At 74.6% G+C, this 941-nt stretch carries 1 protein-coding gene; it reads right to left on the bottom strand.

Annotated elements, in window-relative coordinates; genetic code table 11:
• Window positions 1–941, bottom strand: a 941-nt coding sequence (locus D471_RS0101540; RefSeq protein ID WP_017596995.1) for a DPP IV N-terminal domain-containing protein, incomplete at both ends; no start/stop codon positions are given.

The raw sequence follows: 941 nt of genomic DNA, 5'->3' as shown, positions 1-941 counted from the left end.
ACCCGTCGGCAGGTCCACCAGCCACAGGGACACGTCCCCGGGACGCCCGGCCGGGGAGCCCGAGTACAGGATTCGGTCCCCGTCCACGTCGACCACGGAGCGCACGTACACGTCGGGCGGGCTGACCGGCTGGCCGCCCACGTATACCCGCCGCTCACCGTGCTCGGGGTCGCGCGCCACCCACACCAGGTCACCGGAGGCGGTGTGGTCGGGCACCCCCGACACGATCTCCAACCACACGTCGTCGGTGTCCGTGCGCACGTCCGCGACCAGACCGGTCACCGGGTCGGCGCTGAACAGCGTCATCGTGCGCTGGTCGCGGCTCTGCCCCGTGAACACCACCGTCGGCGTGCCGTCGGGGCCGGTGGTCCAGCCCGCGCGCGCCAGGTACGGCAGCGCCGCACGGTCCCACTCGATCCACGCGGGCGCGCCCGGACCGCTCGCCCGGTGCTGACCCGCCGTCGCCACGGACAGCACCGCCATCCGCACCTCCGGGTTGGCCGTCCCGGCCGCCGGGTAACGCAGGGCGGTCGGCTCCTGCTCCGGGCTGGCGGGGTCGTCCACGTGCCAGCGGGCGACGTCGGCCTCGTCGACCCGCGTGGCCAGGATCGCCCCACCGTCGGGGGCCCACCAGAAGCCGCGGTACCGGCTCATCTCCTCGGCCGCGACGAAGTCGGCCAGGCCCCACGTCACGTGCTCACCGTCGGGCTCGGCCAGGGCGCGGTCCCCGTGGTCCTCCTCGGCGGCGTCGATGTCGATCACGCGCAGCGCGCCGCCGCTCACGTAGGCGATGCGATCGCCGCGCGGGCTGATCCGGGGGTCCACGACCGGCTGGGTCGCGGGGAGCTCGCGGGGCGTGTTGTCGTCGCCCACCAGGTCCACGTAGAAGAGGCGCCCCGAGAGGGTGAACACGGCACGGGTGAACGCGTCGTCCACCGAGT

It is taken from the genome of Nocardiopsis lucentensis DSM 44048 (genome assembly GCF_000341125.1).
Lineage (GTDB): Bacteria > Actinomycetota > Actinomycetes > Streptosporangiales > Streptosporangiaceae > Nocardiopsis > Nocardiopsis lucentensis.
The sequence above is the reverse complement of the archived record's forward strand: the minus strand, read 5'-3'. Positions and strand labels throughout refer to the sequence as shown.